This window comes from uncultured Duncaniella sp., assembly GCF_910578445.1.
In the GTDB taxonomy this organism is placed as follows: domain Bacteria; phylum Bacteroidota; class Bacteroidia; order Bacteroidales; family Muribaculaceae; genus Duncaniella.
The window spans coordinates 13,620-29,335 of sequence record NZ_CAJTQC010000010.1; the positions used below are offsets into that span (position 1 = coordinate 13,620).

At 46.0% G+C, this 15,716-nt stretch carries 12 protein-coding genes; 2 read left to right on the plus strand and 10 right to left on the minus strand.

Going from position 1 to position 15,716, the window contains the following annotated elements; genetic code table 11:
- The first annotated feature begins 24 nt into the window (after window positions 1-24).
- A complete protein-coding gene (locus QZ311_RS05890) occupies window positions 25-1,506 on the plus strand; it encodes a hypothetical protein (protein ID WP_297065342.1) in 1,482 nt (493 codons plus the stop codon).
- A gap of 162 nt (window positions 1,507-1,668) precedes the next feature.
- Here QZ311_RS05890 and QZ311_RS05895 read toward each other — a convergent pair whose 3' ends face one another.
- The 8 genes from QZ311_RS05895 to QZ311_RS05930 all read right to left on the minus strand — a co-directional run bounded on the left by QZ311_RS05895 (window position 1,669) and on the right by QZ311_RS05930 (window position 12,766).
- A complete protein-coding gene (locus QZ311_RS05895; RefSeq protein ID WP_297065343.1) occupies window positions 1,669-1,962 on the minus strand; it encodes an HPF/RaiA family ribosome-associated protein in 294 nt (97 codons plus the stop codon).
- Entirely contained in the window at window positions 1,952-2,893 is a 942-nt protein-coding gene (locus QZ311_RS05900) for a tyrosine-type recombinase/integrase (protein WP_297065344.1), read from the minus strand. Before QZ311_RS05900 ends, QZ311_RS05895 begins: the two co-directional genes overlap by 11 nt.
- A gap of 250 nt (window positions 2,894-3,143) precedes the next feature.
- Window positions 3,144-4,316: a TlpA disulfide reductase family protein gene (locus tag QZ311_RS05905; RefSeq protein WP_297065345.1), complete on the minus strand. Its 1,173-nt coding sequence runs from the start codon at window positions 4,314-4,316 to the stop codon at window positions 3,144-3,146.
- Between the two features lie 27 nt (window positions 4,317-4,343).
- Complete coding sequence (locus QZ311_RS05910) at window positions 4,344-5,756, minus strand: RagB/SusD family nutrient uptake outer membrane protein (protein ID WP_297065346.1); 1,413 nt, start codon at window positions 5,754-5,756, stop codon at window positions 4,344-4,346.
- Between the two features lie 32 nt (window positions 5,757-5,788).
- Window positions 5,789-8,989: a SusC/RagA family TonB-linked outer membrane protein gene (locus tag QZ311_RS05915; RefSeq protein WP_297065347.1), complete on the minus strand. Its 3,201-nt coding sequence runs from the start codon at window positions 8,987-8,989 to the stop codon at window positions 5,789-5,791.
- 167 nt (window positions 8,990-9,156) lie between these two features.
- Window positions 9,157-11,028 carry an AraC family transcriptional regulator gene (locus QZ311_RS05920; RefSeq protein WP_297065348.1) on the minus strand — a complete coding sequence of 624 codons (1,872 nt, stop codon included), beginning with the start codon at window positions 11,026-11,028 and terminating at the stop codon, window positions 9,157-9,159.
- 146 nt (window positions 11,029-11,174) lie between these two features.
- Window positions 11,175-12,404, minus strand: a complete 1,230-nt coding sequence (locus QZ311_RS05925; protein WP_297065350.1) for a PspC domain-containing protein — start codon at window positions 12,402-12,404, stop codon at window positions 11,175-11,177.
- The gene (locus QZ311_RS05930) at window positions 12,401-12,766 is read right to left on the minus strand and encodes a PadR family transcriptional regulator (protein ID WP_297065352.1); all 366 of its coding nucleotides are present in this window, start codon (window positions 12,764-12,766) and stop codon (window positions 12,401-12,403) included. Before QZ311_RS05930 ends, QZ311_RS05925 begins: the two co-directional genes overlap by 4 nt.
- Window positions 12,767-13,085: 319 nt before the next feature.
- On the opposite strand from QZ311_RS05930, the gene dapA reads away from it, so the two are divergent.
- A complete protein-coding gene (gene dapA / locus QZ311_RS05935) occupies window positions 13,086-13,973 on the plus strand; it encodes a 4-hydroxy-tetrahydrodipicolinate synthase (protein WP_297065354.1) in 888 nt (295 codons plus the stop codon).
- Window positions 13,974-14,106: 133 nt separating this feature from the next.
- On the opposite strand, the gene QZ311_RS05940 is transcribed toward dapA, so the two are convergent.
- Together QZ311_RS05940 and ndk are read right to left on the minus strand one after the other, a co-directional pair.
- The gene (locus QZ311_RS05940; RefSeq protein WP_297065356.1) at window positions 14,107-14,937 is read right to left on the minus strand and encodes a M23 family metallopeptidase; all 831 of its coding nucleotides are present in this window, start codon (window positions 14,935-14,937) and stop codon (window positions 14,107-14,109) included.
- Between the two features lie 76 nt (window positions 14,938-15,013).
- The gene (gene ndk, locus QZ311_RS05945) at window positions 15,014-15,481 is read right to left on the minus strand and encodes a nucleoside-diphosphate kinase (protein WP_297065358.1); all 468 of its coding nucleotides are present in this window, start codon (window positions 15,479-15,481) and stop codon (window positions 15,014-15,016) included.
- Window positions 15,482-15,716 lie beyond the last annotated feature (235 nt).

Below are 15,716 nucleotides of genomic sequence, written 5' to 3' on the forward strand. Positions count from 1 at the left end.
TACCCTTAAATAATAACTAAGAACATGGAAAGAGTGAAAAGTTTTTTATGTGCTTTTATTGTAGTGTTGTGTGTGAGTAATGCTGACGGAAGGGAGTATACTTTCCAGTTGAACGAAAGTAATTATAATTTCAATGATACAATAGGATTCGTATTTAAGTTATATCCTGAAACATCAACCGCAACGCTGATTTCTCCACAGCTATTGCCTGATTTTAAAGGATATTTTAATACACTAAAGGACTCTGTGGATTCTAATAATATGCGTATCCAGACATGGAATGCCAAATTTATGGAACTATATCGTCAGAAACTCAAAAATTTGGGAGAGGAAAGCAAAATATATGTTGAAAGTAGAGTTGATTTTGCGGATCGCGCCGGTATTCTGCTCGAATCAATCACAGAACTACAGGATTCAATTGATAAATTTAATAATCAGGACTGTTATGATTCGTATGGGGATGTTTTTTTCAATCTACATAGTGAAATTGATGCAGTTTTTATCCGTCAGGAAGAGATTCTGAGAATGCTTCCTGAATTATATGATGAGATGGGAAGTTATATTATTCCGGAACTGAATGACGTTATATTATCAGAGTGTAAAAATCAGGCAAAAATATTTAATGTTGACAAATGGATACCGTATTTCGACAGATTTAATGAAATGTCTGCCGTGTGTCAGCAATTGATGGAAGTAAATGATACAGCAGGACTTATAAGGGAAAAGGCAATATTGGATGATTTCCGAAGCGAAGTCATGGATTATTTTAGCAATACTGTCGCAATAGCATATCCTCACGCGAACTGTGACTGGTGGAAGGAATATCTTGAGTTGTCAGATGTGCGTGAGTTCGAAGAAGTGGCTACTTTTAAACATGTGATTGCTGTGACAGGTTTAGCCGTGGAACGTACGGCACGAGCCGTGGAGACATTGCCTGCAAGAATTATAGATTACATAGAGGAAAATAATGGTGAATTGACAATTCCGGAGAAGACAGGTTATAATGGCTCTTATGAGGTTACAAAATTAAACGGACCTATGTTTGATTCTGAATTAATGGAAAAGACAGATGAAATTTCTATAAGGATTCCATCAGGGATTGATTCTATATGTGGGATAGCTTTTCCCGACAATAAAATTACAGAAGTTCATGTTTCAGCATATACACCTCCATTTCTTGACGAGAATGCTTTTAGTGAAAAGGTTTATAAAAATGCTATTTTATATGTGCCTGAGATAAAATATCAGGAATATGTATTGTCAGATTGGAGGCGTTTTACAAATATACATTTCAACTTGAGCTCATCTGTAGATGAAATATCTAATGATAATATTTCAGTCTGGAGTAAAGGAGATACCATCTATATTGAAGGGATTGGCATTGTTTCGATATATGACACTCTTGGGAAATTGGTATATAAGGGAGATAGCCGGGAAATTCCAATAGGACAAAAAGGTATTTATATAGTTAAGATTGGTTCCACAAACTTTAAAATTAAAATATAACAAGGTGCATAGTCAATAGAAATACAGAGGGCAACCACGGTCGGGTTTGACCGGGTTGCCCTTGATTTTATGAACTTAATTCAGGTTTATTTCCTGTTCCTGATGTCAGGATGTTTCTTGATTTCTGAACTTATATGTATTTAGGGTTCTGAGATTCGAGGATTATTTCTTATTTTTTACTTTTTCGAGCTGACGGTCGAGTGCTTCCAGACAGAGGTCGATAGCCTCTTCAAACGTATCGGCTGTTTTTGTCGCCACCTGATCGGGTTCTTGCGGAACGACGAGGCTTACTATGGCTTCTTTGTTGAGAGCAGTTTCAGGTTTTACCACGCGGAGAGAGACTTCGGCGCTCATTACATTGGGATAACGGCGGGTCAGCTTATCTATTTTCTTGTTGATAAAGGAAGTGAGTTTCTCGCTGATGTCGAAGTGGATGGCATTGATTTTAGTTTCCATTTTTTCCTCCTTTTTTTAGTGCACGCGGGTGTGCGAGTTCATAATTATGTTTAAGTTCACTGTAAGTGACGTGAGTGTAGATCTGTGTCGAGGCGAGAGAGGCATGTCCGAGAAGCTGCTGCACCGAGCTGATGGGCGCACCGGCGTTGAGCATATCCGTTGCAAACGAATGACGCAGAACGTGAGGACTCAGCCTTGCAGCATGAACGTCGCCATCGGTCAGAGCCTTGTTCACAACCCTATACACCAGACGGCGATAGAGCGGAGCTCCGTCCGCCTTTACAAGAAGCGGAGCCTGACGGTCATGAAGAGAGATTGACGTGTCCGGCGAACTGTCGCGAAGCTGCCGATAAGTGTCGATAGCCTCCATCAGTTCCGGGCCGATAGGGATTATTCTTTCTTTATTACGCTTTCCAAGCACCTTTAGTTCACCTTTTCGGGTGTCAGTGTTGACATCCAGAAGGCCGACCAGCTCAGAGCAACGCATGCCGGTTGAATACAGCAGGTCTATAATCAGACGGTTGCGCGACGCGGTGAATTCACCGACCGTTTCGGAATCAGAGTCATCAAGGATACGCTCCGTGTCTTCCGGACGGATGTAGACCGGCAAGTCCTTCGGTATTTTGGCAAGGATAAGTCCTGAAGCGGGATTGGATTCGAGTCCATGACGGGTCATCAGATAGCGGAAGAAAGCCCGCAGCGACGAAGCCTTCCGGCGAATCGTTCTCACCGAATTGCCCCCTGAGGCCAGAGCGCCTATCCACAGTCGCAAGTCAGATGTGGTGACATCCATCGGCCTGAGTGACTCAGGACAATTGTCCGTAGCGAAGACAGCCCAAGCCTTAAGGTCGGCACGGTAAGCGTCGACGGTGAGCTTCGAATAGTTGAGCTCCAATCTTAGATATTCGAGAAATTGCTCAATCAGGTTCATGTCTTGCTCGTATTGAGATGTCTTTGTCGTTAGCGAAAATAGAAAACTTTTTTGAATAAAACAAGAAATAGAAGCCCGGAGAGCGAAAAATAGTTACAAAAATTCAAAAATCTCCTTAATTAAAAATTAAGTTTACAGAAAAAGGTCACCGCTACGCGATGACCTTTTCAGCTTCGAGGCTTTACAGAGATGAACTTTCAAGAATCATCCTCTGCGAAAGCCCGGTAACGGCTCTTTTATTTTCGATACTTTAATTTTGAAAAAGCTCCTTTATTTTTTCTGCAAGTTCCTCTCCATGCAGATTTTCTGCTACAAGACGGCCTTCAGAATCTACTACATACATTGTCGGGACTGCTGATACCTTATATTTATCAGCTATACTATGGTCTGTATCACGGATGTTTACCCATTTCAGACCTTCATTTTCGACAGCGTTTATCCACGGTTTTTCTTCCTTGTCGATTGACACACTGATTATCTCAAAGCCTTTGTCGGCGAAGTCCGCATATATTTTCTTGAGATTGGGAATTTCGCGACGACACGGACCACACCATGAAGCCCAGAAGTCAAGAATGACATATTTCTTATCCTTACACAGAGCTGCAAGCCCGGTTTTAGTCCCGTCGATGGTAACAGCTTCAAATTCCGGCATCTTGTCGCCCGGTCGGCCTACGGGATACAGTTCGTCGTATACGAGACGGCCATAATGACTGTTTTTCGCACTGTCACTAAGACTTTCGTAGAGATCACGCTGCTTGGCCGACAGATAGCTTGTCTGAGAAATCATGAGCAACGGCCCCCAGAAATCACTCTTGTTCGCATTGACTGATGCTTCGAAAATAGAATCGGCGGCAGCAAACAGATTTTTCTCAGCCTCCCTCATCCGATTGAATTCCTCGGACGCATTAATCGAGTCTACCAGACCGGTATTGCCATTTTGCCGAGCCTCATAATATCTGTTCATTAAAGGACGATATGTGGACTGGTGAGCAGTGAACATCGAATCGAGCATACGGCGACCCGACATTTTCTCATTGTAGGTATCGGTCATAGGAGAACCCAAGACTGCCACCTCACCGAAATCAAAGCGCATCTTCCCGTCGGAAACTTCTTCTGCCTTAACCACACCATTGATGTTTATATCCCCATTCTCAAGCATAAAGACTTTGCCTCCGTAGTTGTCTTTTATATAAAGAGTGACGGCGCGGGGCTCATCTGCCACACCTTTGATTTCAAATTTTCCGTCAGTGACAATTGCCTCGGCAATTGTATCGGGAGCGGTATGGGTCACGGATGAAATAAGCACCACCGAACTGTCGGGAATTCCGGCTATCTCACCACGGATAGTATACGACGTTTTTTCAGAACTTCCACAGGCTGTCAGCAACGACACTGCAAGCCCGGTAATAAATATTTTTTTCATTAGATATGACTGAAATATGTAAATTGACTATTTGCTGTTTTGTGTAAGGACTCCGTTACCCGGACGATTGATTGCATTTGCCGGAAATACCATAGTCCACAGATGCGAATCAGGTGTAAGCGTATATGTCTTTCCGTCAAATTCTTTTGTAAGAGTACGGGCATATGTCCCCTCGGCATTGTATCGCTTCATATCTATGAAAGGAATCATTGTATTCATCATTTCATTGTCTTTTGTACGACGTATGAGCTCGATGGCTTCAGCCGTTGTCGAAGCCGACGAAGGCTGATAGAAATCCGGATGTATACGCGATTTGCGGAGAACATCGAGAGTCTGGAGCGCATCGGCTACCGCACCATTGCGTGCCTGACACTCAGCCTTGATCATATATACCTCAGGAGTCGCGATACCGGCCAAATTATAGTAGCCGCTTAACATTCCACGATGATAGAGATCCGTAGATGACTGATATTTCTTCCACCGGACAAGAAATTTCATATCGCCCTCTTCAAAACGGGCTGCACGCTCCTCGGATATATCCATATCGCCACACGGATAGTTCGGATTGCCGTTACCGGAACAGAACCACAGATTTTCCACACATGTGTGTGACATAGGCGAAGTTATAGCCGTATAGTCTTCAGGATTTTCGATGCGGTCTTTATAACTGTTGTAGAATTCCAACCAGTCAAATAGGTCAGAATGACGTTTGAGAGCCTCCTCGGCATGTAAAAGGGCGCTGTCGTAGTCACGCATAGAAAGGTAGACCCTTGCAAGACCACCTTCGACAGCAGCGCGATTAGGATGGATGGCAGTCATTGATGTCTCAGGAATCCCAAGCTCAATAGCCTTGTTGAAATCGGCAAGAATCTGGTCATAGACCTCCTTTACCGATCCCTGATGCCACGAAGATCCAAGGCCACCGCTATAAATTAATGGTATACCGGGGGTGGAGGCAGCCTTTTCAGGAGTATATGCATCCGCGTAATAGTTCACGACATGAAACAGCACAAATGCCCGTATGGCATAGGCATAAGCCATTACCTCGGCCTTTTGAGCCTCGGTCGCATCAGTCGCACCGGGCACTTCCTCGATGATTGTATTTGCTATGGCGATGATTCCATAACCGTTGTCAAATACATCTTCGGTCGATGCATTGAGCTCAATTCTGTCGCGTGACTCTTTCCACATGTAATGTGCGGTACGAAGGTCATCGACATTACGGCAATTATTCGCTCCGACAAAACGGTCGTTGAGTAGATATTGATCCTGAAGCGATGGCAGATAGTTCGCCGAATATTCATAGCGCAACAGAGCCTCATAATCGGCAAGAGTCTTGGGTATACGCATGCCCTTAGGCATCACATCAATATAATTGTCGCAGCTGACAGAGATAACAGCAGCCAGCACAATAATGGCTAACGAAATATATTTTTTCATGTATCTAATCTTTGATAATATATTGCGGTCGTTTAGAAACCGAGATTAAGTGAGAGCATATAGGTTGGTTTCTGATAGCCTCCTATCGAATGTTTGGCAGCTTTTGACTTTGCAAAAACGGCTATGTTTTCCATACCCAACATCAAGCGAGCCTCTTTGGCATAAAACTTCGAGCACCACAGGCCGGGAACGTTATAGGAAAGAGATAGATTGCGGAAACGGATGTTGGACGCATCGCAGATGACAGCCGACGAGCGGTTGTAGAGGTCCATGTTGCAATAGAGCGACGGATTTTCACCGGCCACATAACGCGGGACATCTGTAACATCCTCATCACCCGGAGTCTTCCACCGGTCATTGTAAGTAAAATCCGTACACCGGAGCTTATGTCCGCCTTCAAACAGGAACAGGGCAGAGAGCGTGAGGTCACGCCAACGGAGATTTGTGGAAAGTGAACCGCTGTAGGTCGGGGTATAACTTCCAAGATATATGATGTCGTCAAGATTTGTCGGAGTGTTGCTCGTGCATATGTTTCCTTCGGCATCATATACCTGTGGCAATCCTTCGGCGCTCAGGCCGGCCCATTTATATCCATAGAGAGCTGTAAACGGCACACCGACACGCGGGAAGGCTTCCGGCTGGTCGAGCTGCAAGAAATAGACAGGGGCTTCGACATTCACATAATCCACCTCAGAATGGTTGTAACCGATTACACCCTGCATGGTCCACGACCAGTCACGGTTCTGGATAATCGTTCCGTTGATATTCAATTCGAAGCCACGGTTTGTCATCTCACCATTATTGATGACATTTGTCGAGAAGCCCTGACCTTCCACCGAGACACCGTTGGATGAGGCAAGAAGGTCTGTGCCTTTCTTATTGTAGTATTCGACAGAACCGTTAAGACGGTTTGAGAAAAGGGCGAAATCTACGCCGACATTGGTAGTTGTGGTCTTCTCCCAACGTAGTTTCGGATTGGGACGTGAACTTATCGAGCCTTGTATGCCACCGACTCCGGGATGGGTATTTGTCGAATACCATGCCACCGTGTATGGCCAGCGGTTCTTGGCAATATTACCGCCAATACCATAAGAAGCGCGCAGTTTGAGCATGTTGACCCATCCGGCCTTAAAAAATTCCTCCTGATCTATTCTCCATGCCACACCTGTCGACCAGATTGGCTTTCCCTGATACTCACTGCTTGTACCGTAGAGATTCGTGCGGTCAGTGCGGATTGAACCGTTTATCATATATCGGTTGTCGAAAGCATATGCGGCATTGGCATAGAATGAAATGAAACGGTTGGTCAGTTCGTTGATTGATGCAAAGTCGGTTGCAGCAATCCACGGACGGCTGAAAATGGCATTGGAAAACGATTGTATGGCCGACTGATCAACCACCGTCCATTGATTCAGGTCGTCGTCATATCCATAAAGCGTATTACTCTCAAAACGAGTCTTGTTGTGGCGCATCTCCATACCGGCTATTGCGGTAACATCATGCAACCCGGCGAAATTCTTGTTAAAATCAAGCTGATTTCTGAAGTTATATGAGCGTTGGTCATTAGTGCCATTCGAATATATATCACCGTAAGGAAGATTGAACTGAGCATTGACTCCGTCAGGCGATGAGGCGAAATTATTGATTTTATTACGCACCGCATAAGTCTCTTTCTCTGCAATCTGTTGGCGACGGAAATTACCGAATTCATACTGGAACTGCGTCGTAAAGCGCAGCCAGTCGGTTATTTTGAAATTCAGACGTGCATAGACCCGTGTCAGCAGGTCGCTCGTGGTCGAATTTGAACGGCCGAGTTCGTCCATAGGATCAATGTCTTCGCTGTAGAGTCCATACTTGTTAATGGCATTTAGGCGCGACTGGGTTAACCGGTCTTCCTGACGGCTGACAATGGTCGAACCATCTTCATTGTAGAAACTCATATAGGGAGCAACTGTGAAACCGGGCGAAGAAAGGAAATATGTCTGTGTCTGCGAACCTGTATAATTGACATAAGCACCGAGGTCGACCGAAAGCCAACGGGTCATGTCGATCGTGTTGCGCAAGGATATATCAAGAGCATCCCTATGTGAATTTATAGCATCGTAATTATCTCGGTTATACGAAACTGTCCCGACGAAGCTGTTGCGTTCGCCCGACGACGAGAGTGAGAGGCTATAGCGCTGCGTTGTAGCGTCACGACGCTCGATGTCATCGACCTCATCATAGTAACGGTAGCCCTGCGATGCCCAACCATCAAGCATCGAATTTAATTGCTGTTCGCTTATCATCCCGGCATAGCGCTGATATATAGCCTTGGTGTGAGGAGAAAGATTGCCACTGTTACGCAGCATATTGGCAGCATACTCAGCCGCACCGTCACCATTGAAGTTAGGGTTCTGCGACATCCAGTCGCGGGCTTCAGCAATCACCTCGGCCGCATCAGGCGTATATGTATTGTAACGTTTATATGGAGTTATCGAAAAGGTTGCCGAAGCCATGACATTGACCTTACCTTTCTGAGCTTTGCGGGTGGTGATGACGATGACACCGTTGGCGGCTCGTGCACCATAAATCGAAGCGGCAGCGGCATCCTTAAGGACTGTTATGCTTTCAATATCATCGACATTTATATCAGGCACAGACTCACTGAATGCTCCGCCGGCATAAGTGACTTCCGTACGTTCAACCGGAAAACCGTCAACCACATAGAGAGGTGTCGTGATTCCCTGCATAGATGTCGTTCCGCGTATCTTACCGTCAGTATAACCGGCGATATGTCCCTCAAGCATATCACTTACGGAAGTCAAACGCTGGTTTTCAAGCTGTTTCCGGTCTATTTTCGCAAAAGAACCGGTAGTGCGTTCTTTTGACAGCGTCTGATAGCCGGTGACCACTACTTCATCGAGCATTTCATCGTTTGGCTGCAACGCTATCTTATAGGAATCATCTGAAGTCAGTTTGACTTTCTTTGTCAGATAGCCGAGAAAATAGGCTTCAATCTCAGCGGTAGACTGTGGTACGGTAAGGGAAAAATGTCCGTGAAGATCCGTTATGACCATCGCCACGGAATTGTCGGAACTTCGGGGTATTTCTCTGACGGTCGCACCTGCAAGCGGTTCGTTGTTCTCATCGACCACTATGCCGGAAATTGTACGCGCTCCGGCACTGAATGTGACAACGAGAGCGATGACCGCCATGAGACCTCTGTTGATAAAGTCGGTTAAGGTTTTCATGAAATGGACAATAAATTGGTTAAACTTTCATTTGCAAATTAACCATAAAATAATGAAACAAAGGCAAATTTACTATTACAATGTCGGAAATTTTGCCGTTTATGGAATGATTCATAAGCTAAAGCCGATAAATCATAGCAAAATGAAAGTTTACCATCCGCTGATGGTTATGATTTGTCACTGTCCACATCAGAGGTCTGGCCGGTCGCTATCGAACGGGACTTTTCACGGAAAGCAGCCGGAGTCATGCCTGTAGCCTCACTGAACTTATTATAGAAAGTGGTCATGGAATTATAGCCCAGTTCCGATGACAGGGCTTTGAGTGGTGTGTCGCATTCCGGATCTGAAAGACGGCGGATAGCCTCCTTGGCACGAAGGCTGTTGATGAACTGAGGGAAAGTCATGCCGTAGACCTCATTAACCAACCGCGACACATAAGTGCGGTTCGTATCAAGCATCTGGGCGATTTTGTCTTTCGAGATTAGATTGTCCGTATAAATGGCCGGATCGAGCATCAGGCTCTCGAATGCCACTATAAGCCTGTCAGGAATAGGTGATTTCTTTGGCGAAGATGAATCAGCACCGACAGCAGTGCCAACATTGGTGTCAGCAATCTGTCCATCATGGTCATCCGGAAAACCAGCATCGTTGATTTTCCCTTGTTCTTGGAAAGAGCCGGAGGATAGTCTCTCCTCAAGCTGACGGATTGTAGCGCGCAAGCGTATTTCCTCACGTGCAGCCTCAGTGGCCTGCTTTACGATAGTCGAGTAAAGCAGGCTCTTACGCCTGTAGAGGTATATGAAACTTCCCGATAAAACAATAGCGATGGAGATGGCTGCAATAAGAAAATTGACTATGCGTTCTTTTTCAAGCAGCTCGACACGCTGACGGTTGACCTCGTTGTCAGCTCGCTCAAGATCATATTTGCTCTTTATATGCTCTATTACCGACTCCTTCTCGGCATTGTCATCAATATTGTTTTCATTATCCGCTATGCTGAGAAACTGTTTGGCAAGCTGAGTATTGCCAAGCTTTCGGTTAGTGGAAGCGAGAGCCTTAAGCACATCCTGACGGAAAATGCCGCAATGTCCGCTATCGGTAACCTTAAGAGCCGAATCGAGCAGGGAAAGGGCCTCGGAATGTCTGTGTTTTGAAAAAAGTATGTCGGCATACTCGATGAAACTTCTGACATCGCCCTCATTGTGGTTTGCCTTCAGCAAGTCAATCGACTGTCTGAAACACTCGACTGCCTCAGAATCACGTCCCTGCTGACGCAACAACACACCATATATATAATAGAGTGAAGAACCGTCACGAATGGAATCTGAATGAAGAATGATTTCAGCCTCGCGGATATAGTCAAGAGCCTTCGATGTGTCGGTTTTGCGCAGGGCATAGGAATAGGCAGCAGTCATCGCACCGGTGTAACGCAGAAAATTATCCTTGTTTTGCTTACCATGTCTATAACATTCAAGCGCATATCGGAGTCCGGCGGGATCGTCGTTCAGAGAATAGATTGATGCTATGTTGACAAGCAGCAATGAATGCAGACGTTCGTTGGCTGAGCGCTTGGCAGCATCGAGCCCATTGAAAAAATGACGCAATGCTCCCGGAAAATCTTTTTCAATATTAGAGGCATACAGACCGAGACCGTTGTAGACGGATGCAAGAGCAGAATCATTGCCATATTTCAGACATAAAAGCTCCGCTTCATGGAGATGCCGGTAACTGTGGCCTACACTGTCGTTGAACAGAAAACCTTGCCCGAGAATAAGATTTCCATAGATGTCGGCCTCCTGAGCTGGGCGCCCATGACTTTTATCCGCAATTTCAAGCAAACGATGTCCGCAGATTATCGCACTGTCAAAATCTGCTCTGTTGAGTGCGGTCATTCCTTCGGCACGAAGATGGCCTATATCGGATAGAGGCCGGTCAATTCCGGCATGTATATGTCCATCTGGCCTGCATGTGGGCATGAAGGCGGAGAGGATTATGGCGAGTAAGTATAGTCCAATGTGTATTGTGTGTTGTCGGGCCATTTGGATAAAAAAATTTGCAAGCGGATTCATGATTTCGGATGTCCGCTTGCAAATTTAAATAAAATTGGTCTTTACGACAAGAAGTTAAAGATATGGATGCCGCTTTAATCCGTATTTCCGGTTCATACGGCGGCTGTCATACGGATTCATGCTGCCATGGCAGGAGCTATCAGCACGGCTGACGGAATTACGGCATGACGTGTGAGCGACGGAATGGCTGAAGCTGTTTCAGCTACCTGTGACAGCGATTCGATTGATGAGGTGAGGGAGAATGAGATTGGTTCGGCCATTGAATAGAATGTGGAGAAGGCCTGATCTTCATAATGGTCAGCAAGACCGCTGAGCACGACGGCCACGGCTATGATGATGATTTCAAGAATCACAGCTGTTATAATCCCGGCTTTCGATGGCGTCTTGGCCTTGAACAGCACACACGACGCTACCCATGTGACAGCAAGAGCCGGCAGAAGGATGGCACAGAATATAGCGACCCCACCCCATGAAGAGAAATAAGGGGCTGCCGTTTCCAGAATATCAAGGCCATCGAGTATGGTAGTCGCGCCACTCGTCCAGTAAATGATGATTCCGCAGATTGCCACGAGAATAAGGCAGCAGAACACGATAGCTGTCACCGCAGCTATAAGCCCGAAAAATCCGAGGATAAATTTAGCGGCTATGGAAAAGAACGTGTTGACGAAATAGGCAAACGACGATGTGTCCGTGTCAGGAACAGGAGCGGCCGGGGGGACAGAATTGTTGATGACAGTCTGTCCGATATTGTCGAGAGTCACCGGCTGTCCCTGCATTTCAAGAATCTCACGCGGAGTACGCGCCACGGGTATTACCATCCATGCCACGAGATAGATAATCACGCAAGGCCAGAAGTAGGTGCAGAGCGTAAGGACCACAAACAGGATTCGCATGACGGTCACGTCCCAGTCGAAATATTGCGAAAGTCCGGCAATGACACCTCCGAACACACGGTGGCGTATGTCCCTGAAAAGACGCTTGTGGACAGGCGGAGGCGTACATGACCGTGTGCCGTTGAAAGGCGGGACATTCTGCGAATCGCACCCGTCTTCCGACTCGTCAGCCCCGGATGAAGCCGGTTGGGAGTCATCTGACAGCTCTTCCGGACGGCCCATCGTCTCAATGACGCGGTTGACATCCTCAAGCACAATGACGTTTGCACCGAGGCGTATGCGCTCGTCAAAATGTTCGGAGATTCGCGACTCTATGTCATTGACTATTTCCTCACCCTCTGCGCCGGTAAATGTCGTACGGAGCTGGGAGAGATAATCGAGAAGCAGTTTATAGGCGTCTTCGTCGATATAAAATATTTTACCGTTGATGTTGACGGGAAATGTCTTTTTCATTCTTCTGTGATATTTGAGGTGTTAGAGATAATTGTCTGGTCGGAGAGAAGAAGATTGACTGAGCGGGATATGTCGTCCCATGAAGACTGAAGCTGGCCGAGGAAATCAAGTCCGAGCGGAGTGATGGAATAATATTTCCTTGGTGGCCCCTGCATCGACTCTTCCCAGCGATAGGAAAGCAGTCCGTCGTTCTTAAGGCGGGTGAGGAGAGGATAGAGAGTCCCTTCCATCACGATGAGATGAGCTTCCTTAAGCCGCGCTATCATCTCGGAAGCGTAGGCGTCGCCACGCTTGAGGAGGAGAAGAACGCAGAACTCAAGCATGCCTTTGCGCATCTGTGATTTGAGATTGTCTATGTTCATGTTTCAGTTGATGATGTTGATTGTAAGTTGCGCCAACGGAGACGTGCACTTATTTCCGTTGACGTTGCAAAGATATGGAGTCGCAAGGTACTATGCAATACAAGGTACTATTAAATAACAAATTTTAACACAACCTGTCTCCGTTAAATATACATTTCATTTGTTAAATCATCAATAGGGACGCCCTTACAATTGACAGGTCTGAGTTGCAGAGTTAGAGAATAATTTGTAATTTTGCAATAGATTAGGCGGTTTCAATTCGGAATTGTCGTCATTGTTTAGATAAAACTGACACATTATTAAAAAAATACTGATTTTTATGTCTACAGAGCATTTGCGAGGAATGGGTGTCGCGCTGACAACCCCTTTTCTGGAAAACGGAGATATTGACTATCATACGCTCGACATGCACCTTGACTATCTTATCGATGGCAAGGCAGACTATATTGTGGCTCTTGGAACAACGGCCGAGACCCCGACTTTATCTGCGGATGAAAAACACGAACTTGCACTTCACATACTTGACTACGTTAACCACCGCTGCCCCGTGGTTATCGGTGTCGGTGGAAATTCGACCCGTTCGGTCGTAAAGGAGCTGACCGAAACACCACGTATGGATGAGTTTGATGCAATCCTCTCTGTGGTCCCCTACTACAATAAACCCACACAGGAAGGAATGTACCGTCATTTCGCCGAGATAGCCAAGGCCTCGCCTATCCCGGTAATCCTCTATAATATTCCGGGAAGGACAGGTGTCAATATGAACACCGACACCATCATACGCCTTGCCAAAGAATTCCGTGGCAAAATCATCGGTATAAAAGAGGCAAGCGGCAACATGCAGCAGGCTCAGGAGGTGATCACACGCCGTCCCGAAGGTTTCCTTGTCATTTCAGGCGACGACTCACTTGCCCACAGCATGATCCGCATCGGGGGCGACGGTGTGATTTCAGTGCTCGGCAATGCCTACCCGTCACAATTCGTCGACATGATTCACCGCAGCATGGAGGATGAGACCCCTGAGGGTGCAGCCAAGCTCCACCAGCAATTCTCAGCTCTTTATTCACTGCTTTTCAAAGACGGCAACCCGGCTGGCATTAAATGTATGCTCCACATCCTCTTCCCACGCTACAAAGAGGTGTTGAGACTTCCTCTCGTTCCCGTGACCGACGAGACTCGTCGCGGACTTGAGAAAGAAAGGCTCTGACTCTCAGCACAGATTGCCTGAAACGACGCAACCAAATGCTGTATAAATTCAGGCAATCGCATCCAAGCGATAAAAACAATGGCCTCAGCCGGATTGGCTGAGGCCATTGTTTTTATCGCTTTTTACGTATGGATTATTTCTTCGCAGTAGTAGTGGTGGTCCGTCTGGTTGATTTACGCTTGCGTGACGCATATTTTTTAGTCGAACGTCTGGCAGGTGTATATTTCTGAGACTTGCCATAAGTCCGCTTGTCAAAAGCAAAAACATCTTTATGCGGAACTCCGTTTTCAAAATCTATTATTGCCGCAGGATTGATAGGAATGCCGAGATAGCGTGTTTCAAAATGAAGATGGGCGCCTGTGCTGCGGCCTGTGTTTCCACCCAATGCAATCGGCTCTCCGGCTTTGACATACTGGTCAGGTTTCACAAGGAAACGGCTCAGGTGACCATAGACGGTTTCAAGGCCATTGTCGTGGCGAACCACAACATAGTAACCATATCCGCGTCTTTCGTATTTCGTAAGACGCACTTTTCCGGAGAAAGCGGCACGCACTGTATCACCGACCTGAAGTTTGAGGTCTATGCCATAGTGCATACGACCGAAACGGGAGCGGTATCCATAGTTGGATGTTATATGTCCGGGGGTAGGAGTAGTGTATTCGGAAACGTCAATATCCTTATGCTCGGGGATGGTCACTGCAGTTCCATATGGGTTGACGCGGTCGCTGTTCCAGAATGAAGCATAAATTTCATTGTTCATCGCGGCCTCGCGCTCTTTAATCTGATTCAGAAGCAAATCGTTGTTTTCAATCTTAAAAGGGTTGATTGAAGGCTTCTGGTTTGCTATGAGAGAATTATGCTGGTTAGTATGTGAAGCCGGTAACTTTAGCTGGGCATCTGCGCTGAACGCTGCTGTTGATATGAGTAAAGTTGCGAGAAGAGTTTTAAGTTTTAAAAATTTCATTGGTCTACTTTGATGTTTTTTCCAGTGGGGAGGAGCGATATGATGGCTTAAGGTTAAGATACTTGCAGACGTATTTTCAAGGTTGGAGTTCCAGCGAACAGTAAACGAACGGTGTCTGGAGCGGAGTTCGGTCAAAAATTTCATCAGGCGAAAAGAAACGTCTGATTTCAACTTCGGCATCCTCGGCTGAGGACGACGCATGGATAAGATTTTCTTGATTTGACATCGCAAAATCGCCTCTTATAGTGCCGGGAACTGCCTGACGGCCGTTTGTCGCACCGGTCATGCCGCGGACAACCGCAATTGCATCGACACCCTTCAACACCATCACAATAACCGGCGATGCGGTCATGGAGGCCAGGATGTGAGGGAAAAATGGACGGTCAACAAGATGAGCGTAGTGTTGGCGCAGAAGCTCTTCGGAGAGTTTCATCATTTTCATGCCGGTAATCGTAAGACCCTTCTGCTCGAAGCGGGAGAGGATTTGGCCGACAAGAGCACGCTCGATAGAGGATGGCTTGAATATGATTAGAGTCTGTTCCATTAATTTGGCTTTAACGAAATTTTACATTTTTCGTTCATACTCATCAAAGGTAGTCATTTTGAAGCATTTGAAAAAACGATGTCAAGCCAAAAAATGTAAAATAGCGAAAAAACCGATAAGCCTTGAAAGCTAACATCCAATAGTTCAAAGCATTGCCCTACAATGTGAAATTACCCTAAAATATTAAAACGTGTTTTTGCATTTCTATCACGCATTTAATATTTGTTAATTATTG